The organism is Nitrospinota bacterium (assembly GCA_016235255.1).
GTDB lineage: Bacteria > Nitrospinota_A > UBA7883 > UBA7883 > JACRLM01 > JACRLM01.
The window spans coordinates 1-21,759 of the sequence record JACRLM010000067.1 but is presented as its reverse complement, the minus strand read 5'-3'; the positions used below and the strand labels follow the sequence as shown (position 1 = coordinate 21,759).

At 54.7% G+C, this 21,759-nt stretch carries 27 protein-coding genes; 23 read left to right on the top strand and 4 right to left on the bottom strand.

Features of this window, described 5'->3' with window-relative positions; translation table 11 throughout:
• Positions 1–291 precede the first annotated feature (291 nt).
• Genes HZB29_08890 through HZB29_08845 form a run of 10 tightly spaced genes read left to right on the top strand, consistent with a single transcriptional unit; the run spans position 292 to position 5,813 of the window.
• Positions 292–1,521: a threonine synthase gene (locus HZB29_08890; GenBank protein ID MBI5815710.1), complete on the top strand. Its 1,230-nt coding sequence runs from the start codon at positions 292–294 to the stop codon at positions 1,519–1,521.
• 31 nt (positions 1,522–1,552) lie between these two features.
• Complete coding sequence (locus HZB29_08885; protein MBI5815709.1) at positions 1,553–1,834, top strand: MoaD/ThiS family protein; 282 nt, start codon at positions 1,553–1,555, stop codon at positions 1,832–1,834.
• A 5-nt stretch (positions 1,835–1,839) separates the two neighbouring features.
• Positions 1,840–2,673 (top strand): molybdopterin-synthase adenylyltransferase MoeB, encoded by an 834-nt coding sequence (gene moeB, locus HZB29_08880; GenBank protein MBI5815708.1) that lies wholly within the window; start codon positions 1,840–1,842, stop codon positions 2,671–2,673.
• A 3-nt stretch (positions 2,674–2,676) separates the two neighbouring features.
• Positions 2,677–2,982: a DsrE family protein gene (locus HZB29_08875; protein ID MBI5815707.1), complete on the top strand. Its 306-nt coding sequence runs from the start codon at positions 2,677–2,679 to the stop codon at positions 2,980–2,982.
• A 4-nt stretch (positions 2,983–2,986) separates the two neighbouring features.
• Positions 2,987–3,319 (top strand): DsrE family protein, encoded by a 333-nt coding sequence (locus HZB29_08870; GenBank protein MBI5815706.1) that lies wholly within the window; start codon positions 2,987–2,989, stop codon positions 3,317–3,319.
• A gap of 28 nt (positions 3,320–3,347) precedes the next feature.
• Positions 3,348–4,301 carry a cysteine synthase family protein gene (locus tag HZB29_08865; GenBank protein ID MBI5815705.1) on the top strand — a complete coding sequence of 318 codons (954 nt, stop codon included), beginning with the start codon at positions 3,348–3,350 and terminating at the stop codon, positions 4,299–4,301.
• Between the two features lie 5 nt (positions 4,302–4,306).
• On the top strand, positions 4,307–4,591 hold the full coding sequence (locus tag HZB29_08860) for a hypothetical protein (protein ID MBI5815704.1): 285 nt from the start codon (positions 4,307–4,309) through the stop codon (positions 4,589–4,591).
• A gap of 13 nt (positions 4,592–4,604) precedes the next feature.
• Positions 4,605–4,844 (top strand): sulfurtransferase TusA family protein, encoded by a 240-nt coding sequence (locus tag HZB29_08855; protein MBI5815703.1) that lies wholly within the window; start codon positions 4,605–4,607, stop codon positions 4,842–4,844.
• Positions 4,845–4,848: 4 nt separating this feature from the next.
• On the top strand, positions 4,849–5,343 hold the full coding sequence (locus HZB29_08850; protein MBI5815702.1) for a hypothetical protein: 495 nt from the start codon (positions 4,849–4,851) through the stop codon (positions 5,341–5,343).
• Positions 5,340–5,813, top strand: coding sequence for an Rrf2 family transcriptional regulator (locus HZB29_08845; GenBank protein MBI5815701.1), 474 nt, complete (start codon positions 5,340–5,342; stop codon positions 5,811–5,813). The genes HZB29_08850 and HZB29_08845 overlap by 4 nt, the downstream gene beginning before the upstream one ends.
• Position 5,814: 1 nt before the next feature.
• On the opposite strand, the gene HZB29_08840 is transcribed toward HZB29_08845, so the two are convergent.
• From HZB29_08840 to HZB29_08830, 3 genes are read right to left on the bottom strand one after another with little or no spacing between them, the layout of a single operon-like run.
• Positions 5,815–6,102 carry a HigA family addiction module antidote protein gene (locus tag HZB29_08840; GenBank protein ID MBI5815700.1) on the bottom strand — a complete coding sequence of 96 codons (288 nt, stop codon included), beginning with the start codon at positions 6,100–6,102 and terminating at the stop codon, positions 5,815–5,817.
• A 9-nt stretch (positions 6,103–6,111) separates the two neighbouring features.
• Positions 6,112–6,390, bottom strand: a complete 279-nt coding sequence (locus tag HZB29_08835) for a type II toxin-antitoxin system RelE/ParE family toxin (GenBank protein ID MBI5815699.1) — start codon at positions 6,388–6,390, stop codon at positions 6,112–6,114.
• Between the two features lie 51 nt (positions 6,391–6,441).
• Positions 6,442–6,984, bottom strand: a complete 543-nt coding sequence (locus HZB29_08830; protein MBI5815698.1) for a YdcF family protein — start codon at positions 6,982–6,984, stop codon at positions 6,442–6,444.
• 602 nt (positions 6,985–7,586) lie between these two features.
• Between HZB29_08830 and HZB29_08825 the strand changes: the two genes are divergently transcribed.
• From HZB29_08825 to HZB29_08815, 3 genes are all read left to right on the top strand, one after another.
• Entirely contained in the window at positions 7,587–8,204 is a 618-nt protein-coding gene (locus tag HZB29_08825; protein ID MBI5815697.1) for a prepilin-type N-terminal cleavage/methylation domain-containing protein, read from the top strand.
• A gap of 94 nt (positions 8,205–8,298) precedes the next feature.
• On the top strand, positions 8,299–9,987 hold the full coding sequence (gene tadA / locus HZB29_08820) for a Flp pilus assembly complex ATPase component TadA (protein MBI5815696.1): 1,689 nt from the start codon (positions 8,299–8,301) through the stop codon (positions 9,985–9,987).
• A gap of 58 nt (positions 9,988–10,045) precedes the next feature.
• Positions 10,046–11,260, top strand: a complete 1,215-nt coding sequence (locus HZB29_08815; GenBank protein MBI5815695.1) for a type II secretion system F family protein — start codon at positions 10,046–10,048, stop codon at positions 11,258–11,260.
• A 29-nt stretch (positions 11,261–11,289) separates the two neighbouring features.
• On the opposite strand, the gene HZB29_08810 is transcribed toward HZB29_08815, so the two are convergent.
• Positions 11,290–11,895: a hypothetical protein gene (locus HZB29_08810; protein MBI5815694.1), complete on the bottom strand. Its 606-nt coding sequence runs from the start codon at positions 11,893–11,895 to the stop codon at positions 11,290–11,292.
• 147 nt (positions 11,896–12,042) lie between these two features.
• Between HZB29_08810 and HZB29_08805 the strand changes: the two genes are divergently transcribed.
• From HZB29_08805 to HZB29_08760, 10 genes are all read left to right on the top strand, one after another.
• Entirely contained in the window at positions 12,043–13,521 is a 1,479-nt protein-coding gene (locus tag HZB29_08805; protein MBI5815693.1) for a type II secretion system protein, read from the top strand.
• 159 nt (positions 13,522–13,680) lie between these two features.
• Entirely contained in the window at positions 13,681–15,072 is a 1,392-nt protein-coding gene (locus HZB29_08800) for a hypothetical protein (protein MBI5815692.1), read from the top strand.
• Entirely contained in the window at positions 15,069–15,767 is a 699-nt protein-coding gene (locus tag HZB29_08795; protein ID MBI5815691.1) for a hypothetical protein, read from the top strand. Before HZB29_08800 ends, HZB29_08795 begins: the two co-directional genes overlap by 4 nt.
• Positions 15,751–16,266, top strand: a complete 516-nt coding sequence (locus HZB29_08790; GenBank protein MBI5815690.1) for a hypothetical protein — start codon at positions 15,751–15,753, stop codon at positions 16,264–16,266. Before HZB29_08795 ends, HZB29_08790 begins: the two co-directional genes overlap by 17 nt.
• A gap of 9 nt (positions 16,267–16,275) precedes the next feature.
• Entirely contained in the window at positions 16,276–17,811 is a 1,536-nt protein-coding gene (locus tag HZB29_08785) for a secretin N-terminal domain-containing protein (protein MBI5815689.1), read from the top strand.
• A gap of 4 nt (positions 17,812–17,815) precedes the next feature.
• Positions 17,816–18,655 (top strand): AAA family ATPase, encoded by an 840-nt coding sequence (locus HZB29_08780; protein ID MBI5815688.1) that lies wholly within the window; start codon positions 17,816–17,818, stop codon positions 18,653–18,655.
• A gap of 1 nt (position 18,656) precedes the next feature.
• The gene (locus HZB29_08775; protein ID MBI5815687.1) at positions 18,657–20,114 is read left to right on the top strand and encodes a hypothetical protein; all 1,458 of its coding nucleotides are present in this window, start codon (positions 18,657–18,659) and stop codon (positions 20,112–20,114) included.
• Positions 20,115–20,136: 22 nt separating this feature from the next.
• Entirely contained in the window at positions 20,137–21,024 is an 888-nt protein-coding gene (locus HZB29_08770) for a hypothetical protein (GenBank protein MBI5815686.1), read from the top strand.
• A 123-nt stretch (positions 21,025–21,147) separates the two neighbouring features.
• The gene (locus HZB29_08765) at positions 21,148–21,360 is read left to right on the top strand and encodes a type II toxin-antitoxin system VapB family antitoxin (protein MBI5815685.1); all 213 of its coding nucleotides are present in this window, start codon (positions 21,148–21,150) and stop codon (positions 21,358–21,360) included.
• Positions 21,347–21,622 (top strand): type II toxin-antitoxin system VapC family toxin, encoded by a 276-nt coding sequence (locus HZB29_08760; GenBank protein MBI5815684.1) that lies wholly within the window; start codon positions 21,347–21,349, stop codon positions 21,620–21,622. Before HZB29_08765 ends, HZB29_08760 begins: the two co-directional genes overlap by 14 nt.
• The last annotated feature ends 137 nt before the right edge of the window (positions 21,623–21,759 follow it).

The following is a 21,759-nucleotide window of genomic DNA, read 5'->3' as shown; positions in this document are numbered from 1 at the left end:
AACGAGTTTTCCACAGAAAGTGACAAACTCAAAAGCGTGCGCGCCGGGGAGGATTTAGGAGGCGTAAGGCTTTGGAATCCCGATATATCCCGGAAAAACCCTGATCTTCCCGATTAGTTGCAAACCATTTGTCTCCCAACAGCCACAAATAATACCCGACAAGCCAGGTAAAGAATTATAGTTGACAATAACAGTAGGATTTGGGTACAGTTAGTATCTGAAGGTGGTTTATTCGGAAAAAGACAGGGAAACAACACAGCTTCCTGAAATATTAGGGGATAGTTTCAAAATATGAGCTTTGTTCTGGGGTTGAAATGCCGTGAATGTGGCAGGGAATATCCTTCGGAACCAGTGCACGTTTGCGAGTTCTGCTTTGGTCCGTTGGAGGTCCGGTACGATTACAACGCGATCAAGAGGATATTGACACGCAAGCTAATTGAATCGCGGCCAGCCACGATGTGGCGCTATCGCGAGCTTATTCCGATAGATGGGGAGCCGAGGGTGGGGCTTGAGAACGGATTCACCCCCCTTGTGCGCGCAAAAAACCTTGGCAAAGCGCTGGGGCTGAACAATCTATATATAAAGAACGACTCGGTTTGCCATCCCACCTTGAGCTTCAAGGACCGGGTTGTGGCGGCGGCGGTAAATAAAGCACTTGAGTTCGGTTACGACACGATAGCCTGCGCCTCCACCGGGAACCTGGCCAACTCTGTGGCGGCCCACGCCGCCAGCGCCGGGATGAAAAGCTATATTTTCATCCCTCACGATTTAGAGTCGGGCAAGATCGTGGGAACGTCTATATATGAACCTAAGCTAATCGGCATCAACGGCTCGTATGACGATGTGAACAGGTTCTGCTCCGAAGTGGCGGCGGTGTACAAATGGGCGTTTGTGAACATAAACATCCGCCCTTTCTATGGCGACGGCTCCAAGACTTTCGGATATGAGATCGCCGAGCAGCTTGGTTGGAAGGCTCCGGATAATGTGATTGTTCCGGTGGCCGGATCGAGCCTGATAACTAAAATCTACAAGGCGTTCAAGGAGTTCGAGTCCTTGGGGCTGATTGATGCCGTGAAAACCAAGGTCTTTGCGGCGCAGGCTACGGGGTGCAACCCTGTCACAAGCGCCATCAAGGCTGGCAGGACCGAATTCAAACCGGTGAAACCGAACACTATCGCCAAGTCCATAGCCATTGGCAATCCCGCGGACGGATTTTATGGAATCAAGGTGACCAAGGAAACAGGCGGCTGGGGCGATGACGCCACCGATGAAGAAATTATTGAAGGAATGCGCCTGCTTGCGCGGACCGAAGGGATATTCACGGAGACCGCAGGCGGGGTGACAATCGCCGTCACAAAAAAGCTTGCCGAACAAGGGAGGCTTGGAAAGGACGATCTTACGGTCATTGCCATCACCGGGCAGGGGCTTAAGACCATGGACGCGCTAAACGGACACTTGGCCAAACCGGTGGTGATAGACCCGAAGCTTTCGATCTTCGAGGAACTTCAGAAGACACTGTAAATCTTAGATTTTACGATAATAGGAGAGCGTAATGGCCACTGTTAAAGTGAGAATCCCGACACCGTTGCAGAAGCTTACCGGAGGGACCGGAGAGGTTTCCGCCGATGGCGGGGACATCAAGGAAATTTTCGTGAACTTAGAGTCGAAATATCCCGGCTTTAAGGAAAGGTTATATGACGAATCCGGGAATCTCCGGAGGTTTATCAATATATATGTCAACGACGAGGACATCCGCTTTCTGAACGGAGAGACCACGGAGTTGAAAGATGGAGACGACATTTCGGTGATCCCAGCGATAGCCGGAGGAAACTAAACACCATGTTCAACTTCACGGAAGAGCAGATCCACAGGTACAGCCGCCACATAATCCTGCCGGAGGTGGGGGGCGGCGGGCAGTCCAAGCTTTTGGAGGCCCGCGTTCTGTGCATCGGCGCCGGAGGTTTGGGATCGCCCGCGTTGATGTATCTGGCGGCGGCGGGGATAGGGACAATAGGCGTGGTGGACTTTGACACGGTGGACCATTCCAACCTGCAAAGGCAGGTGATCCACAATTCGGGCACGGTCGGAATGCCCAAGGTGGAATCGGCGAAAAGTTTCATCAACAAGCTCAATCCGGACGTGAAGGTGGTGATGCTCCAGGAGCAGATAAACTCGTCGAACATTCTGGACATTCTCAAGGATTACGACATCGTCCTGGATGGGTGCGACAACTTCCCCACAAGATACCTGGTTAACGACGCGTGCGTGATGCTAAACAAGCCGAACGTGCACGGTTCGATTTTCCGGTTCGACGGGCAGGTGACGGTGTTCAAGCCGCATGACGGCCCGTGCTACCGTTGCCTGTATCCGGAGCCCCCTCCTCCCGGGATGGTGCCAAGCTGCCAGGAAGCGGGAGTGCTTGGGGTGTTGCCCGGCGTTGTGGGAACATTGCAGGCCGTGGAAACGATAAAGCTGATCCTTGGCAAGGGCGAGCCGCTTGTGGGCAAGCTCCTTTTGTACAACGCGCTGAAGGCGGAGGTGCGCAAGCTGAACATCCGGCGGGACAAGAACTGCCCGATGTGCGGGGACAATCCGACAATAAAAGAGCTGATAGATTACGAGCAGTTCTGCGGCGTGCCTGCCAATGGCGGCCACGGTCATGGAGGTCATTGAAAGATGAGGCTTGTGCTGGTGATCCACTCCGGGCCGGAAAGCCACAACACCAATTCACTGGTGAAAATGGCGAAGGCGGCCAGGGCCAAGGGGCACGATGTGACGGTGTTCGCCATGAGCGCCGGGGTGGGCAACCTTGCACGGGCCGATTTCACGGCGCTGGCCGCGCGCGGGGTGAACATCACAGTTTGCGAGCATAACCGTTCGCAGTTCAAGGCTCCTGAAGGGATCGAAGGGGTGACATACGGCAGCCAGTATGAACTGGCCGGGTTTGTGGCCGATGGCGACAAAGTGGTGATATTCGAGTGACTATATGAAAAACGTGACCGTGGTGATAAACAGCGCCCCAGGATTCCCGGTGGGAGAGAAGCTGCGGATGGCTGTGGGGCTGACGCTGGAGGACGGCAACGCGGTCTCCGTGCTTTTCATAGACGACGGCGTTTACGCCGCGCTGGGACTGGACCGGGAGAAGACCGGCGTGGACATCCAGAAGCATGTGAAGATGCTGGGGATGATGAACAAGACGCTGTGCGCGCACGGCCCCTCGCTTGAGACCAGGGGCGTGGACCTGACCGGATCGGAAGTGAAAAAAGTGACCGGCGCCGAGACGGAAAAGATGCTGGCCGAGGCCGACGTCATTTTTTAGAAACAACATGGATAGGGCGCAACCAATCATGTCGAAGTTGGCCGCAACGGCGTGTTTCAAGACCGAGGACCTGACAACCGACATCCTTGGCAAGATCGGGAACACACCGCTGCTAAATCTCAAGAACATCGCGGAAAGGTTCCTTCCCAAGGGGGTGGAGCTTTACGCCAAGGCGGAATGGCGCAACGCCAGCGGATCGGTGAAGGCCCGGCCGGCCTTGCGCATGATCGAGGAAGGCGAGCGCCAGGGAAAGCTTCGCCCCGGCATGTGCATTCTGGACTCCACTTCCGGCAATACGGGGGTGGCGTACGCTTTGATCGGGCTTATCAAGGGCTACAAGGTCAAGCTTGTGATGCCGGGCAACGTATGCAACGAGCGCAAGCGGCTGATGGCCACCGGCTATCACGCGGAAATAATATTTTCAGACCCGCTCCTTTCCTCCGACGGCGCGATATTGAAATGCCGGGAGATTTACAAGGAAAGCCCCGAAAGCTACTTCTGGCCGGACCAGTACAACAACCCGGCCAACTGGGAAGCGCATTTTCACACCACCGCCGAGGAGATATGGGCTCAGACCGGGCACAAGGTCACCCATTTCCTGGCCGGCATAGGCACCTCAGGCACCGTGATGGGGACCTCCCGTGGATTGAAAGCCAAGGACCCAAAGATAAAGTGCTACGCGGTGGAGCCGGCCGAATCGCTCCATGGCATCGAAGGGCTCAAACACATGGCCACGTCCATCGTGCCGGGGATATATAACGAAGCGGAGCTGGACGGAAAAATTTCGGTGAAGACCGACCAGGCGTATGACATGGTGAACCTGATACTCAAGGAAGAAGGCCACATGGTTGGAACAAGCGCTGGCGCCGCGGTGGCCGCGTCTATCATGCTGGGCAAAAACCTGACCGAAGGGGTGATAGTGACCGTACTGCCGGACAGTTGCGAATGCGACGTGACCCATGGCGTATTCAATTCCAAGTGAACACGATGAAAAAAAGCCTGTTTGTGATAGTGACCAAAACGGCGGAGGCGCTGCCGGTTGAGACAGCAAGAATCGCGCTGGACTCGGCGGACCGCGTCACATTGATCCAGGACGGCGTTTACAACACGCCGGAAAGGTTTGCCGCTCGCGGATTTGCGGTGGACGCCTCGAAGTGGAGCGCGCTGGACGACGACGTGCAGGCTCGGTCCATAGCCACAGTTTTTGAGCTGACAAGTTACGACGGCATCGTGGAAGACATCGAAAAACATCACAGGACCGTTGTCCTTTAAACCGGAGATATAAATGAGCGTGCAGGCCGATCATGAAATAGACATCCGGGGCGAAGTATGCCCCTACACCTTCGTGAAGTCCAAGCTGAAGATAGAGATGATGCAGTCCGGCGAGGTGCTCCGGGTGATAACGGACCACGAGCCGGCGACGAAGAATGTTCCCAGAAGCATGGAGAACGAAGGGCACGAAATACTGGTCCCCCCGCACAAGATCGGCGAGAACGTGTGGGAATTCGTGATAAAGAAGAACTGACAGGATGGGCGAGCGGATTTTCTCCCTGGTTTTCCCGGACGGCCTTGTAAAAGAGCCGGTCCTGTTCACGCTTGTGAAGCGTTATGGGCTGTCTGTGAACATATTGCGGGCGTCAGTCTCCGCGGACTCTGGCTGGATGGTTGTGGGCCTTTCCGGAGAGGCGGGAAAGATCGAAGAGGCCATTCTGGACTTAAAGTGCCGCGGCGCAATGGCGCAGGAGGGTGGACGGGAGCTGCTTGAAGTGGCGGAGGCCCCGAAACTTAGCGGAGTGCGCGTGCGGATCGTTATCCCGGGCGGACTTGTCGGCAAACCTGTCCTAAGCGACCTTATAAAAAGCCAGGGGGTCATGGTGAACATCCGGCAGGCGAGGATCGGCGAGGATCAGGGAATATTGGACGTGGAAATGTCCGGCTCCCTTTCAACTATAGACTCCGCCATGGACGAACTTAAAAAGATGGGTGTGCGTGTGGACCCCATCGAAGGTAACGTGATCGAATGAGGATTTCGACAAAGGGCCATTACGCCGTGCAGGCGATGGTGGACCTGGCGGCCCAGTCCGGCGAAGCCCCCGTCTCCCTTGGGGTGATAGCCGAAAGGCAGGAGCTTTCGCAAAATTATCTGGAACAGCTTTTCGTGAAGCTGCGGAAATCCAGCCTCGTGAAATCATCGCGCGGCCCCGGCGGCGGATACATTCTGGCCCGCCCGGCGGACCATATCACCATCGGGCAGATATTCGACGCGGTGGACGAGAGCATGGTGCTCACCGAATGCGTGGACGGAGGGTCGGCCGCTGGCCCCGCCTGCGCCAAGTCCAGCGCATGCCGCACACAGGCCTTGTGGGCGAAACTGGGAAGCCATTTCAACGAACTGGTGCGCTCGATCACGTTAAAGGACGTGCTTGAAGGAGAGTACGATCTGCCACGCCCATCGGCGGGGCATGCGGCCCGGGCGGAGTTTGTGAGGATATAGGTCAAGCAGCGAGTTTTTTGACCTTCAGCTTGCCGGTTTTCTTTTTCGCCATCCAAAGATCATAATCCATCTGCATCGAAAGCCAGCTTTCCGGCGTTGTGCCAAAAGCCAGTGAAAGCCTGATCGCCATTTCAGGGCTTATACCCGACTTGCCATTTAATAGCTCCGAAAGGGCCTTGCGGGACACGCCGATGGCCTTCGCCGCCTTTGTGACCGTAAGCCCCAGCGGAACGATGCACAGTTCCTTTATCACTTCACCAGGATGCGGAGGATTGAACATTGTGGCCATGCGTTTTTCCTAATGATAGTCGAGGTAGTTGACGTCTCGAACATCATTTCCATCAAATCTGAAAATAATCCGCCAATTGCCCGTTACAGATAAAGCCCAAAATCCTTCCATAATTCCATGCAGCCTATGAAGGTCAAGCCCCGGCAGATTCATGTCCTTCGGCTCTTTTGCTCCGTTCAGCCGGAACAGGATCAAGCGCAACCTTTTTTCATGCGCAACGGCTATCCCGGCCTTGCTTCCAGCCGTAAAATATTTTTCAAGTCCTTTATGCCTGAAATTCCTGATCACAGACGTAGTGTAACCTATAACGTAACGATACTCAAGCTATTTGCCGTCCAGTCAGGCCCTCCCCGTCAATTTGTAATAAGCCAGCGCCGTGAATTCGCGGGCGATCTCCACTTCCGTCTCCAGCGCGCTCCAGAAATCGTAACGCAAAAGCTGACCTCCCCCCAAATCTTCCTTCTCCCCCGCCGAGTATGCGGGTGAAGCGTATATGTTCTTAAATCCTGCCGCCTTGAATGAGGCCATTGAGCGCATGATGTGGCTGGGTGATGTGACTATCAAATAGGAATTTTTCGCCGGGTCGCCGATATTCTGTTCACGGATGTATTTGGCGTGTTCCGCGGTGCTGGTGGCCTGGCGTTCAAAAATGACGGAGTCCACCGGAACGCCGCGCAACACAAGCTCATTACGGATGTCCCACGAAGTAGATTGTTCCAGGGCCGGGCCTGTCTTCAGCGAAATGACGACTTTCGCGGAAGGATTCTTTTTGAATTCCTCGGCCGCCTTGTATGACCGCAGGAGCATGGACGGACTTGGAATTCCCCCGCCGGGAAGGAGCAGGATGTAATCACACTTGTCCGAATAAGGCGCCGCAGACATCCACTTTAAGACTTTGAAAGGAACTCCGGCAAAAGCCAGGACTAAAGCTAAAAAACCGAGGACGCCAAGGAGCTGGATTGATGCTCGTAAAAGCGCTTTAGAAAATGGGCGGTGTCGTAAAATCATCTTTACTCCATAATATTCAATATGTTGCCATATTTCCATCATTTTTTCTACAAGATATTTTGTGATCGCCACCGCTTATGGCGAGAGTAAGTATAATATGCTGATGCTTTTGACGCTTATCCATGTATATCAATGTGCTACAGGCGTATAGAAGTTGTTTTTGAACCGCTCTTTGATTCAACCTTTGCAAATGATGCATTTCGTATATGTAATTAATTTTAACACATTTATAACCGGACAAATGTCCAGTTTTCCTTCATGGCCGCTGTAAACGATCCATTGCAATTCAATGTTTTTAAAGAAAAATACTGTTGACATTGGAAGTTATTTTGTGTCAATATACACAAATTCTGACACTGAAATATGTCCTGATACGATCCAGCGTTTAGACGGGACGCCAGATTGGTGAACTCAATATGATGCAATCGTGGTTTGTGCACCAGGTATAAATTAACTAACAAAGCATGGGGGGCAGGATGATAAGGCGCAGGGACGGTTTTACACTAATTGAAATGATCGGTGTGCTGGCTGTTATCAGCATACTGGCCGCGATGGTGGTACCGAAAATATTCGACGTGATAGCGGACTCAAAGGCGACCAAGACCGCCGCCGAGGTGCAGGTATATCAGACCGCAGTCACCAAATGGTATAAGGACATCGGATCCCTGCAGAGCCTTGTGGCCGCTGGAACCGTGAGCACGCCGGACGCGGCGTTTCAGACCGCCCTTTCAACAAATGGCGGCACCACTACGACAACCGGCCTTTGGGCCAAGTGGAAAGGGCCGTATATCGACGCGCTTTCTTCCGCGTCGGTGGGCACAAGCGTGAACATAAACACCGCCGCCGGAACGGCCACGGTGGCCAACAACGACGCGACGGGCTGGGACCTGAACAGCAACGGCACGGCCGAGACCACCACGTCCAACCAGGTTGTGGCGCTGGTCTTCGGCGGTGTTGCGGCGTCGGACTTTGACAGGGTGGAGTCCATTCTGGATTCCGGGGACTCCGCTTTGACCACGGCGCAGAAACAGGCGCGCGGCAAAGTGAAGTCTGACGGGGCAGGCGCCATGTATATCTATCTTGCGCACAACTGACGGTAATGTTTAAAATAGGCGGCGGGAGTTTTTACGCTCCCGCCGCCGTTTTTATGAAGACAGCCCGCTTTGCGGGTGATTCTTTCGGCGAATTATGACTTCCGAAAACAAAGCGGATGTGAAGAAAAAAAAGAAACCGCTGGGCCAGCGGCTTCTGGAAGCCGGACTCATTTCCGAAGCCCAGTTAAACCTCGCCCTTCGAGAACAGAAGCGTCTCGGGATATATCTTGGCGACGCTCTTGAAAGCCTCGGTTTCATAACCCAGGACGTCATCGCCGCGGTGCTCGCGGAAGAGACACACGCGGAGATAGTCAACGTCAAGGGGAGCGTGATAGACCCGGACGTGATAAAGCTTGTCCCCTACGATATCGCGAAAAAATACCAGATACTCCCGTTAAGCCGCGAAGGCAACACTCTTACCATCGCCATGGTGGACACGCTCAACGTGATGGCCATAGACGCGGTGGAGCAGGCCTCCGGGCTAGTTGTGGACGTGGTCACCTCTCCCGAGCAGGAGATAATGGAGGCTCTGGAGAGGCATTATGCCCAGGGGGGATCCATCGAAGAAACGATGGACCAGATATTGAAGAAAGGCGCCCTTTCGGTGGGCGAGGATGCCGGGGAAGAGGCCCACATGATCCGCCTTGTGGACCAGATCGTGGCGTTGGCGGTGAAAAACCGGGCGACGGACATTCACGTGGAGCCGGACGAGAAGATCGTTCGGATCCGGATGCGGGTGGACGGGGTGATGCGCCAGGACGTTCTGATGCCAAAGCCTCTGCAGTCGGCCATCACGGCGCGGCTGAAAATCATGGGCGGATTGAACGTGACGGAGCGGCGCATCCCCCAGGACGGGCGTATCAACTTCATGATGGGGCTGCGGAAAATAGACCTTCGTATCTCCACCCTTCCCACAAACCACGGGGAGAACATTGTCATCAGGGTGTTGGACAAGGAAAACGTCAATCTTTCCCTCCCCTCGCTTGGCTTTGGCAAACATGACGAGGAGACATTCACCGCGGCGCTCAACCTGCCGCACGGGATAATACTGGTGACCGGGCCGACAGGTTCCGGTAAAACAAGCTCGCTGTACGCCGGATTGGGTCTGGTCAACGCGATAGAGAAAAGCGTGTTCACCCTGGAAGATCCGATTGAATATCAATTGCCTATCATCCGCCAGACCCATGTGCAGCCCGATGTCGGCATGACCTTCGCGGCGGGTCTGCGCGCTCTTTTGCGGCAGGATCCGGACGTGATAATGGTGGGCGAAATCAGGGACCAGGAGACAGCCGAGCTTGCCGTGCGCGCGGCGCTGACTGGGCATCTTGTGCTTTCCACGCTGCATACGAACGACGCCGCCGGAGCGGTGCCTCGGTTGATAGACATGGGGACGGAGCCGTACCTGCTTGCCTCGGCGTTGTCCTGCGTGGTGGGGCAGAGGCTTGTTCGCAAAATATGCCCGGAATGCAAGAAACTGGTGGAAAAGCCGGAGAAGCTTCTTTTCGGGCTTGATATAAAGCTGCCGGACAATGTGCCGCACACTTTCTATAAGGGAGAGGGGTGCAAGAACTGTTCGGGCACAGGATACCGGGGCCGGGTGGGGATATACGAGGTGATGCATATCACGGAAGATTTCCACAACATGATCGTGTCCAAGGCCGGGGCCAGCGAGATCCGGGCAATGGCCTCGGAGCTTGGCATGAAGACGATGCTAGAAGACGGAGTGCACAAGGCGATTGAAGGACTGACCACCGTGGAGGAAGTGCTGCGGGTGGTGAAATGACCGCCCAGCCCCTATTAATTTGTAAGGGCACGGCGCGCCGCGCCCCTACGGAATAAAAATGCCTGACTACCAATACAAAGCGATAGACAACGCCGGCAACAGTGTGACGGGCGTGATGACCGCTGGGGACATGCGGTCGCTGGAAGGCAAACTCACTGAAATAGACTGTTTTTTGGTGGACGCCACTGAAAGCGCCCTGGGCGCGGCCGGATCAAAGAAAGGCCGGCGCAAGAAAATCAAGCGGCGCGACATCATTGATTTTTGCATCCAGATGGAGTCGTTGCTGTCCGCCGGGGTCACTTTGCTGGAGACGGTGAAGACGCTGGCGAAAGAATCGCCCAACGCAAGACTGGGAGAGATACTCGCCGACGTGGCCAGGAACGTGGAGGCGGGGTATTCATTCCACGAGGCCATGGCAAACCACCCCACCCTGTTTTCCCCGCAGGCGATGAGCATGATCCGCGCGGGGGAGCAGAGCGGCTCCATGCCGCAGACGTTCCGGGAGATCACAAAATACCTGGAGTGGATAGACAGGCTGATGGGAGACATAAAGCAGGCGACCATATATCCGGTGGCGGTGCTTTCGTTCCTTGTGATCTTCATAACGATCCTTTTCACCTTCGTGGTGCCAAGGTTTATCGTGGTGCTGCTGGCGTTGAACATCCCGTTGCCGTTGCCGACGAGGTTGATCATGCTTATAAGCGGATTTTTCGTGGCCACATGGTGGATGTGGATAATAGCGGCGATTGCTTTTCCATTCATCGTGCGCATGTTGAAAAAAAAGTGGCCGGCTTTTTTGTTCCAGTGGGACAATATGAAGCTCAACCTGCCGGTGTTCGGCGATTTGAACCGGATGTTCGCCATATCCCGTTTTTCGCAGAACTTCTCCACACTGTTCAAGGCAGGCCTGCCGATATTGCAGAACCTTTCGCTGTGCGAAGAGGTGGTGGGGAACAAGGTGTTCGAAAAACTGATAGTCCAGGCCAAGTCGGACGTGGAAGAAGGGATAATGCTAAGCGAGAGTTTCGCGAAAGGGAACGTTTTTCCGCCGATCGTGCTGCGGATGGTCTCCGTTGGCGAGGCCACGGGGGACATCGGCACGGCGCTGGACAACATATCCAGATACTTCAATGAAGAAATACCAAGACGGGTGAAGCGGATTTTCGGTATCATGGAACCTGCGATCATGTTGTTTCTGATAGGGATTGTCGGTTTCACTGCGCTGGCGATATTCATGCCGATATTAAGCCTTATGGGCGGGATAAAACGATGACTGCAACCAGGATCACTTTACAGAAAAACTCATAACCGGAGGGCATTCATGAGAAAGGCTATATTTCGCAGTTTGACGGAGACGGCGGGGAAACTTGTGTTGGCGGCCGCGCTGGCCATATGCCTTGGGACAAGCGGCGTTGCGTTCGCCGGCGACAAGAAAAAAGACGATGACAAGAAAGAGGATAGTGGTAAAAAGGACGATAAAGGCGATGACGGACATGGCGATTCGTCAAGCAGTTCGTCGAGCGGCTCATCCGGAAGTTCATCCAGCAGCTCATCAAGTTCGTCAAGCTCATCGAGTTCATCATCTTCCTCGTCGAGCGGTTCGACATCCAGCTCGTCGTCCGGCGGCACATCAGGCGGCACGAGCAGTTCCACTTCCGGTGGTTCGACAAGTTCCACATCCGGCGGCACATCAACGTCGGGCGGGACATCAAGCGGTGGCACGAGCGGCGGCACGTCAACTTCGGGTGGGACTACCGGGGGGACGAGTACCAGCGGTGGACAGACGTTGAAAACGATAGAGCAACCGAGGCTGACGAACCAGACCGCTCCTTCCACAGGGAGTTCGAAAAGTTCGTCGCAACAACCCGGCATGAAACCAAGGCCGATCAAGTAATCATCTATTGTCATGCCGGAGTTGATCCGGTATCCGGACTGTAGGGGCGATTCGGTGAATCGCCCAATCGGGCGACCCGGCGGGTCGCCCCTACATAAACATGATCCCGGCTCACGCCCTTCAAAGCGGGGCCGGGATAAAAACTGAAACAGGTCAAGATTATGTTCAACGGACTTCGCCGCCGTGCGGCCTTTACGCTGATAGAAATAATAGGCGTGCTGGCCGTGCTGTCCATTCTTGCGGCGATGATCCTGCCAAACGTGATACAGGAGATCAACCGGGCCTCCGGCGACGCGGAGGAAAATAACCTTAAGACAATAGCGGCGGGTCTTGAGAATTATATAACCCAATACAGGGTGATCCCGGGGACAATGGTTGTTGCGGCTTCGGGCACAATAGGAACGTATCCATACCTCCCTGCGGTTCCTGATTGGTCAACAGCAATAGCAAGCGCCACAGGACTTGCGTTGGCAAAGGTGACCACTAATGAAAGAGGAAACACCAGATATTATTATTGGGATGCCAATGGTTTCCCCACCATTCCTTTTTCGCAAGGATCGGATGGAGCAGGAGCGCTTACCGGCACGCAAACCCGCCCAAGGATAATAATAGTATCAAGTGTGGGGGCTAATATAACCGGGCCTGCAAGTGGCAGCATGGTCAACACCAACTTCCAGGCACTATGGGATTGGGACGGATACACTGTGACCTCTCTTACAACAGCCGGTATAACAGGGATAAGCACCAGCGAACAGGCCAAAGATGTGCGGATGCAGCGGATCAACCTTGATCACATGTTCAACACAATCTCACTTAGCAACCGCAAGAGCACGTCGCCAGGAAGGACCAGTTTTGTTGCTGCGGCGAGCGGCACGGTTCAACCTGTAATAACAGTTTCCGGCAGCGCAACGGCCCCACTGACTGTTTCCACCCTCAGGTATAACGTCTATGCGTTTCAAACAAATTCACCTGATACCAGTGGCACACCAATAAGTGTGGCAATTTCATCTGGAGCCGCATCATTTGGAACCGTTGCCACAGCTAACGCCGGAAGCGGCGGATTTGTGGATTCAGGAGGCTGTCTAAAGAACGGTGGAAGTTGCGCTACTGGAGTTGGCGCAACTTGTACTGGAGCAACAGGGTGGTGTATGAGTGGCCTTACCGCTTCAGCGCCCTTAAATGTAACAATGACTTTAACTCATCCGTTATATGCGATATGGGTGGCAAACACGGTTTATTTTACAGGTCAGGTCGTGAGCTCAAGCCCATACAACGGTTTTTACTACATTGCGTCAGTTGGCGGCACAAGTGCGGCAACAGCTCCGGCGTGGCCAGTCGCCGCTGGTTCAACAGTTGTTGATAATACGGTTACGTGGATGACTGTATCAGCTACTTCCGCATCCGCTTCCGGCACGGTGGATGTGGAGGTCGATTATTCGGCCACAACTGGTTATAGTCTTGATGATGATGGCCTAAAGGCAATAAATGTGGATGTTCCCGCTACAATATACGCTCTGGAAAAAACCAAGCTAAATTTGTACGAGAGGGACACCTCCACTACTCCTATCTCTGTGTACTTCGTTAACGCTTCCGACAGTTTCTGGTTCTCGCCAGGGCCGCCGGCGATGTGGGGGCGATGATGGGGATGAGGCGTGGTTCATCTTTCCCCTCCTTTACAAGGAGGGGTGGCGGCGCAAGCCGCAGGGGTGGTAAAACAATTATCGTAAACTCCCACCCCCTCGGCTCCTTCGGAGCAACTCCCCCTCTGGCAGGGGGAGAAACAGGATAGGTTGGCGTAAATGAAACTTAACATCCTCGGCGTAAGCCTTTTGTTCGGGAGGTTCACAGCCTCCGTGTTCCACAGGGGGGAGACCGGAGCGCAATGGGACTGCCCGGACCCGGTGGACGATCTTGATTCGTTCAAGAACGCCCTCACCGAGACCGTCGAAAAACTCAAATACACCCACAGCTTCATAAGCTTCGTCATTGAGAACGACCATGTGAACCACGTGTTCGTGCAGGCGCCAACCTTGTCGAAGCGCGACCTGAAACTTTTTCTGAACCGCCGCGTGGAGCAGGAGAAGACGTTTGAAGGCCCCGCGATGTTCAGCTACGCCAAGGCGGACTCCCCAAAGGGTGGGAGCGTGATAATCCTGAACATCGTGGAAGCGGCGTACCTGAACGGGATAATCAAGATATGCCAGGAGATGGGATTCAACCCGCTCCAGATGTTCCCGCTTATCACGGTGATGGGGAGGCAGGCGCCAAAGCTTTTGAAGGAAAACGAAGAGATGGCAGGCTTTGTCACCCAGGCAGGCCCGAAGCTGGCGCTGGTGATAGGCCGGGGGGACGGGTCCATACTTTTCGAACGGTTCCTGAATTGCGACACCGCGAAAGAAGAAGATTTCGACAGGCCCGGAAGGGAGCTTAACCGGTCGCTGCTTTTCGCAAAGCAGCAGTTCGGCGCGGCTGCGGCGAAAGTGTATCTGCTCGGCGGGTTTCCGGAGGAATTTGTCAGTTCCATCGGGCCGAGGGTGGACGTGCCGGTGGAGCCAGCGGGGATAGCGTTTGGCGACCAGAAGCTTATCAAGGCCGCGCTTAAGATATTGCCGAAGGACGAAAGCAACCTGATCCCTATTGGGGTGCAGACCAAGCATCGGCGCGACCTGATGGTGAAGGTGATGGCGGGGATGGTGGCGGCGCTGTGGGTGGTGGCCATTGGCTGGGCGGCGCTGATGGAGTATATGATCCTTTCCAAACGGACGGCGTTTTTAAAGGCCAGGTCCATGTTCTCGGACATATCAAAAGAGCATGACGAGTGGGAGGGCAAGGCGCGGCGGTATGTGGTGATGAAGACCTCAACGGACAAGTTTGACAAGAACCGCAAGCCCCCTGCCCCGGCATACCTTCTCGGATATCTTGGAAACGTTTTGCCGGACGGCCTTTCGCTGACCAAGGCGGAGATAACCGCCGACGAGGGGGGCTGGACGGTGAAGCTTGAAGGGAACGAGGAAAAGGGGCACACGGACGCGGCCAAGTCGCTCAAGGAATTCGAGGCGGAGCTTGCGAACGGGCCGTATCACATGACGGTGGTGAAAGGCTGGCGGGAGAAGTGGACCGAGGACCTTATGAAAGGGGTGGCGGGTTCCTCCGGGAAAAGCAAGTTTGTGATGTCGGGAAAAATACGATGAAGAAAAAAGCGCTGGAATTTCTGGACGTCGTCGGCTCAAAACTGTTCCATCCGGACGTGAAGGGGCGGGTTATGCTCGTGGCGGCGCTGGCCGTGCCGGTGGGGATAATCTGGTTTTCGCTGGCGTTCCGGTATCCAATGATAAAAAAGATCGGGGTGGATATCGCCGGAATCTACGCGCTGGACTCCGAGCTGGACAGGTACAAATTGTCATGGCCGCAGCAGGAGGTGGAAAAGACCGAGGCGGCGTGGAGCGCGTTGCGCAATGTGCTGTTCAAGAACCACGAGGACGTATCGGCGTGGCTGGAGTTTTTGAGCGACCGGGCGGCGGCGGCCGGCGTGGGGATGACATACACGATAGACAAGATGAAATCGCTGGAGGACGTGAGCGCCATAGCCGTTGTGCCGGTGAACATAAAGCTTAAAAGCGGAGCGGCGGTGAATGCGGCCGGCGGGGCGCCGCAGGTTGCGTCAAGAAAAGCAGGCTACATGGAGTTCATGGAGTTTCTGCGGGACATAGAGAAATTCTACGCAGGGGCGGACATACGGAACGTTGCGATGACTGGAAGCGGAGAGAGCGCCTCGGAGATGGACGCGCGGCTGGAAATATGGGTCGGATTCACGGGAGACGGCGGCGGGCTTATGGAAGAGCAGAAGACGGCCACGGAGACGGCAAGGCATGAAGCGGCTTCTTAACAATCCAATAGTGGTGGGGGCGATGGCGCTGGTGGCGGCGCTCATCGTTTACATAAACGTGATACGGCCACTGATGCCCAAAAGCGCCCCGCCGCCGGAGCAGGTGGCCGACGCGGGAGCGGCCACACCCGGCAAAGCTCCGGCAGCGCCAGTGGTGACGGCGGCGCTTGCGATTGACTATTCGGCGGCGGGATGGGCGCCCGCGCCAAGGCGGGATCCGTTCAGTTCGGTCCCGCTTTCGCCGATTGGGGCGGCGGCGGAGAGGCCGAAACAGGCGAAAGATATGCTGCAACTTACCGCGATAGTGATAGAGCCGGGCTACAGGGCGGCCAGCATCAATAAATCATTTGTGAAGGTGGGGCAGAACGTTGATAATTACAGGGTGATCGGCATCGCGCCGGAAGAGGTGACGGTGGCGGGGCCGTTGGGACGCGAGACCATCACCTTCGCCTGGAACCGGGGCGGCCCAGGTTCCGCCGCATTCAAAGGAATTCAATAAACCAGGCCAATGAACGATGTTAACAAAATGAAATCAAGAAGCGACAGATTGAAAAACGCCGCGGTGGCGATTGTGATGATGATGGCCGCCGTCGTGTCAACCTCCGGATGCGCCACCGTCGAGCCGAAACCGGAAGCGGCCGCCGATGGAGCGGCGAAGGCCGGGCCGGCCGGCAAGGCTCCGCCGATAAACCTGCGGGACAGGATGCTGCTGGACGAGACGAGCTCCGCCGATGGCGCGGAGGCCCCGCTTCCGCCAGATAGCTCCTATACTTTTATAAGTTATGATGAAGAGGAAATAAAAAGCGCCCTTGCGCGCTTTGGGGCAAAGTACAAATTGAATATTCTTCCTGATCGCAAGGTCGAAGGCAAAATAACTGTAAGCTTTAGAGGTTTGTCCTTTAAGAAAGCTATGGAGGCAATTCTTGATTCGTATGATTATTATTGGGAAGAAGAAGGTGGTCTGATTCGTGTACGTGAATTTAAGACTAAAACTTTTGTTATTGATTATGTTTGGTTGAATCGGGGAGGAAAAGGAACCACGACAGTTCAAGTAACATCAGGCAGCGGTAAGAGCGGTAGTGGTGGTCAATCAGGCGATATAAGTATTACCCAAGAATCCAAAACAAAATTCTGGGATGATCTTAAAGATCAAATCAAGGGTATGCTTTCCGAAAAGGCCAAGGTGGTTATAAACCAGCTTTCAGGCATGATTCAAGTGCGGGACTATAGCTCTAACGTTAAGCTGGTAGAAGATTTTATAAACAACCTAACTAGTTCAGCTTTACGTCAAGTAGAGATTGAGGCAAAGATATACGAAGTTAGCTTGAGCGACGATTTCTCTCTTGGCATAAACTGGAACAAGATATACATAGACGGTAATCTTGGATATATAAGATCGGCGAACATAGTTGGTAATCAATTCGGAACTCCGACTGACACGCCTCTTATAAGTCCTGTTGGCACATCGAGTAAGAATCCTACAATAGCCATAACTTATGCTCGAGGAGACTTTGACGCGATTTTAAATGCAATGAAAGAGCAAGGGGAAATTAGAATCGTTTCTCAACCAAAGATACTGACATTAAATAATCAGACAGCGCTAATAAAAGTAGGAAAAGAAGTGCCATATTTCACGACAACGATTACTTACGATCCGAATGGCAACCCTAATTATAGTTCAACAACAAACTACACAACCATAGGCACCGTGCTTTCGATCACTCCTCAGATATCGGCGGATGGATGGATCATGTTGGACGTATCACCAGTGGTGACAAGACTATTGGAGTGGTATACATCGCCAAACAATACAGCAAACGCCCCATCGGTGGAGATAAAGCAATCGTCGGCTTTGGTGCGGCTAAAGGACGGGGAGATGGCGGTGATAAGCGGCCTGATACAGGAAGAGACGAACGACACGAACAGGGGTGTGCCGCTTTTGGGGGACATACCGGGGATTGGCGCGCTGTTCCGCGGCAAATACACGAACAAGGCCAAAAAAGAGCTGGTGGTGTTCATATCGCCCAGGATAGCGAGGAATTAAGATTATGAACGCTGTGGACATAAACTCCTGCTATTTCGAGATGGGATTCCGGGAGGCCCCTTTTTCCATCACGCCGGACACCTCGTATTTCTACCCCGGCAGCAGGCATATGACGGCGCTCACCCACCTTCAATACGGCCTGGCCACGGGGAGCGGCGGATTCACCCTGCTCACCGGCGAGGTGGGGCTTGGCAAGACCCTTCTGTGCCGACAGCTTCTCAAGAACACGCCGCCGGGAATACGGACGGCGTATATTTTCAATCCCACGCCGACGTATGTGGAGCTTCTCAACGCGATCTATCACGACCTGACCGGTGAGCGGCTTAAAAGCTCCAGCTATGGCGAGCCTTTGCGGGAAATATACAAAACGCTGCTGGCATTGGCGGCGCGGGGAGAAAAGGTGGCGGTGATACTTGACGAGGCGCACAGGTTCACCCCGAAACTTCTGGAAGGCCTTCGGTTGCTTTCCAACCTGGAGACGGAAAAGGAAAAGCTTATCTACCTTATCCTTGTCGGCCAGCCGGAGCTGGAAAAGACGCTGTCGCTAAAAGAGCTGCGGCCGCTGGCGCAGAGGATCAGCGTGCGATACCGGCTTGTCCCTTTCACGCGCAGGGAGACAATGGAGTATATCAGGCACAGGATAAAGGTTGCCAAATCCGCGGGCAATTTCAAGTTCAGCATGTCCGCCATGCTGTTTGTGCATAATTTAAGCGGCGGCGCCCCCAGGCGCATCAACCAGATATGCGACAGGGCGATGCTGGCGGCGTATTCGAAGGGGAGAAAGACCGCCGGTTCGCTGGCGGTGATCCGGGCCGCCAGGGAAGTCACCAATTCAACCGAGTAGCATGAGCATAATAGAAGACACACTTACAAAGCTCCAGAAACAGCGAAGCGGCACGGCGTCCACCGGAGGGGCGTACATCCCACCCCTGCCCCAGTTGGGTGGTGAGGATGGGGACAGGAAGCCAGGCGGCAAACGCAAGACAGCGTATATAGCATTCATCGCTGTCATGCTGGTCCTTGGCGCCGGGCTTTGGGTCGGGCTGGATTTCCTGCAAAAAGAAAAAATGAAGGTGGCGCAAAAACTGGCGGCTCAGTCCACGCCACTGCCGCTGGCCCCGGCGGCGCCCGTTCAACAACCGGAACAGGCGATCGCTCCACCGGCGGAACAAGCACAACCGGCAACGGTTGAACAAACCCCGGCGGCTCCGGTTGCGGCCCCGCAACCCAAGCCGGAGGCGGTCACGGCCGTGGCCGTGAAGGAGATGGTGAAGCCACAACCATCGGCGCCAACCGTCACAGCTCAACAACCTTCGCCGTCACAAACCAAACAGGCCGAGCCTGTTATTGAAAATATCGAATGGCTGGAAGGTGGATGGAAAGCGGTGTCGGACAAGGGGTTGGGCGAGGCCCCGGCCATATGGGAGGCGGGATTGCGGTCCATGCCGGAAAAGAGGTTCGTGTTCCTGATCGCCACATACACAAACGAAGAGGCTGCGCTCAAAAAGCTTTATCAGGTCGGCAGGGAACTGGGGGCGTTCACCGTGAAGGGAACGTATGAAAGACGGCCGTCATATTACCTTTTGGCGGTCCCGCCTGACGGGAAAATAAAGGATGCCCAGGCCGCGATAAGCGCAAAGCTTCATGTGGAGACCGTGAAGGGAAATCCGGCGAAGCTTATATTGACGAAGATCGACCATAACAAGGTATTTGCGGAAGCTAATATAGCGCAGGAGCCGATGGCGCCCGGCGCGGGCGCGGGAAAAAAAATGAAAGGCCCGGTGAAAGAACCAAAATCCAGGGTTAAAGCTCCATCCAAACTGAGCCCACAGGCTGAGGAAAGGGTGCTCAAAGCGAAAAAGCTTCTGGCGTCAGGCTCGTATGACCTGGCTTCGGAGACGCTTCAACCCCTGTTCGCCGCGCCGATGGAAAACTGGGAGCCGTGTTTGCTGATGGGGACGGCGTATCTTGGCCAGGGGAAGCTGGACGCGGCTAAAAACTATCTGGACCAGGGGCTGGCGCTGGACCCCGCCCAACCAAGGCTTTTGGTGCAGCGGGCCGTGGTGGAACAGCAGAAGAACAGCAACGAGAGCGCATTGCAGTACTTGAAGGAAGCGGAAAAAACGGCGCCCGCAATGCCCGAAGTGTGGCTGAACACGGCATATTCCTCCGATGCGCTTGGCAAAAAGGACGAGGCGCTCAACGCCTACCGCAAGTTTATCGCCACGTCCGAAGAGCGCTCCGGCGCCTATAAAAAGCAGCGGAGCGAGGCGTTAAAAAGAATAGAGGCCCTTTCCAGATAACAGTGATGGAGCTTTGCGCCAAATGATAAAAAACAAGCTGACATTGATTCTTGCGCTGGCGTCGCTGGCTTTGGCGCCAACGCATTCTTCCGCGCAGGAGACGCCATCAGGACAGCCCGCAAAATCCGGAAGCCTCAGCTTGATGCCGATGCTGGCCACGGCCCAGGTGGAGACGCCATCGGGCTATAGCGGCGCGGTTGATGTGCTGTTTGGGCAGAGGAACCTGACCACCAGATATTACGCTCCCGCCGAAGCCCAGCCCGCCGTCGGGATTGATTTGGAGATAGGCAGGCCCGGCTGGCTGATCAAGCCGTTTTTTAGCGCATTGTCGTCCACCAAGGACGCGGTGGCGGTAACCTCCAGCGGATCGAGGAGCTCCACCATCAACAATACGACCACTACGTCGGAGGTTGGCGCCGGGCTGAAGGCCAGCGTGGCCATCGATGACCTGACCATATATGGCGCCGCCGGGGCGGCGTGGATAAGCGTGAAGGTGAAAGAAGCCTCCACAACGGCAAATACCTCCACCACCAGCACGTCGAACACTTACCAGGCCACATCGGTCCCCTCGTCGGCCACGACAACAACCACCACCACAAGCGGAACCACCACGACAACGGTCCAGACCACCACCACCACAACCAACGACGATCCCGCGGACTTGTCAACCGCGACAACAACCATTACCACCAGCACCACCACCACCACCACCACAAGCGCAAACGACGAGGCGACGGACAACTGGCGCTCCGGGCTTTTCGGCGTGGCGGGGATCGCATACAGGATATGGGGCAGGATGAGCCTTGGTGTGCAGGTCCGGACGCTTACCGGGACGGAGGTGAACCTTTCCGGAGTGAAAGGGGACGGCAACTACACCCAGTACGCGGCGACGCTGGGCTGGAGTTTTTAGGATTTTAGCGCGGGTAGGCTATGGGATTAGCCGCCCGGGCCAACCCTGAATGTTTGACTGCATCACACAAAAGATGCATATTAATACATACGAACAAGCATACTTAAAGCAAGAGACAAATATATGAGAACAACTTTGAACATTGAGGATAACCTTCTTGAAAAGGCGTCCAGGCTGACCGGAGTAAAAGAAAAAACATCGCTGGTGAAACTTGGGCTCAAATCGCTGATAGCTATGGAAAGCGGAAAACGGCTTGCCACCCTGGGAGGATCCGAGAAGAAACTGGCTGCGATACCACGCAGGAGAAGCGCTGGCAGGCGTGATGACGCTTGTTGACACGTCTGTGTGGGTGGAGCATTTCCGCGAGGGGAATACAGGCCTCGAAAAACTGCTCAATGACGGTGAAGTGGCCAGTCATCCGTTCGTTATCGGCGAATTGGCATGTGGGAATCTGAAGAACAGGCGCATAATACTTTCGTTGCTCCATGATCTGCCCCAAGCGTCAGTGGCGGAACATGAAGAGGTGATGGGAGTTATCGAGAGATTCCATTTGATGGGAAGAGGTCTGGGATATGTTGATATGAGCCTGCTCGCATGAAAGTGTCCTAAACTTAGTTGAAACGAAGGTATGACCTCACCTGCTACCATGTTTTTGAACGAAAACAACGGAAAGCAAGGAGGTCACATGAAAAGAGTAAACGGTAACGGGAAAACTGGCAAGGGAAGAATGGATTT